Genomic DNA, 1,005 nt, shown 5'->3' with positions numbered 1-1,005 from the left:
GGCAGCGGCGTGGACGCAAAGCCAGCCGGCGAGGCCGCCAAGTACCCCAACGTGCTGGCCGGCCTGCGCATCTTCCCGTCCGAGCAGCAGAAGGCCATGGAAATGGCCCACAGCCTGGGCCTGGAGCATGCCGCGCCGTTCCTGCGCTTTGTCTATCTGTTGGGCCTGCAGCAGTACAAGCAGCAGCGCGGCCAGGTGCAATTCTTTGCCAAGCAGTAAGCGGCTATTGAGCGGCTCAAAAGTGGCTAAATCGACTGCACAAAGGCACACCATGATGCACACCACAGCAGAACAAAAGGCATTGCACAAGGCGGAGCTGAAAAAGGCCGAGCTGCGCAAGCCGCGCGGCAACCACACGGGCCGCCGCCTGCGCATGGAGGGCACCCGCATGGAGTGCCCCCACTGCAAGGCAACGTGCGAAATCCGCACCAGCAAGCCGGTCAGCGCCACGATGCGCGAAACCATCTACCAATGCACCAATGTGGAATGCGGCCACACCTTTGTGGCCACCACCGAGATTGTGCGCACGCTGAGCCCCAGCGCCACGCCTGACCCCACTGTGAATCTGCCGCTATCCACCCATGTGCGCCGCGACATGATGCGCGTGGTACTCGACAACGCAGGCGAGGCCGCCCATGACGCGCTGTCCCCCCAGCCGGTGACCGGCGATCTGTTTGCAGGCGACAAGCCGGCAGGCGCTAGCAGCTAGCGCCCGAGCCGCTCAATAGCGGCCACCACCACCCACCCAAACCAATCAATTTTTGCAAGGCCTGCGGGCCTGGCAGGGGCTTTTTTTGCCCAAAAACCTTGGATCAGCAAATGCGTACCTTCCAAATGACCTACCTAAAAGACGGCGAGCAAAAGGCCCGCTGCATTCTGGCTACCGGCATTGGTGCCGCCTACGACCGCGCATTCGATTACCTGGAGCGCATTGGTTGCCTGCGCGGCGGCTGCACGGTGTATTTGGCTTGAGGTCTGCGGGATGAAGCAAGACAAGGCCGAAGC

The 1,005-nt window shown here is 62.2% G+C and carries 3 protein-coding genes; all 3 read left to right on the top strand.

All coding sequences use genetic code 11. The features are described from left to right. On the top strand, nucleotides 1-219 hold a 219-nt coding region (locus H928_RS26010), incomplete at its 5' end, for a hypothetical protein (RefSeq protein WP_027010598.1). 52 nt (nucleotides 220-271) lie between these two features. Further along, the gene (locus H928_RS26005; protein ID WP_021025321.1) at nucleotides 272-709 is read left to right on the top strand and encodes an ogr/Delta-like zinc finger family protein; all 438 of its coding nucleotides are present in this window, start codon (nucleotides 272-274) and stop codon (nucleotides 707-709) included. A 110-nt stretch (nucleotides 710-819) separates the two neighbouring features. After that, nucleotides 820-972: a hypothetical protein gene (locus H928_RS32035; RefSeq protein ID WP_021025320.1), complete on the top strand. Its 153-nt coding sequence runs from the start codon at nucleotides 820-822 to the stop codon at nucleotides 970-972. The last annotated feature ends 33 nt before the right edge of the window (nucleotides 973-1,005 follow it).

The sequence above is a fragment of the Comamonas sp. B-9 genome (genome assembly GCF_000410635.1).
GTDB lineage: Bacteria > Pseudomonadota > Gammaproteobacteria > Burkholderiales > Burkholderiaceae_C > Comamonas.
The sequence above is the reverse complement of the archived record's forward strand: the minus strand, read 5'-3'. Positions and strand labels throughout refer to the sequence as shown.

Bases quoted from the DNA above. Each gene is read 5' to 3' on its own strand.
- H928_RS32035 (WP_021025320.1), top strand. From the start codon at position 820: ATGCGTACCTTCCAAATGACCTACCTAAAAGACGGCGAGCAAAAGGCC.
- H928_RS26005 (WP_021025321.1), top strand. From the start codon at position 272: ATGATGCACACCACAGCAGAACAAAAGGCATTGCACAAGGCGGAGCTG.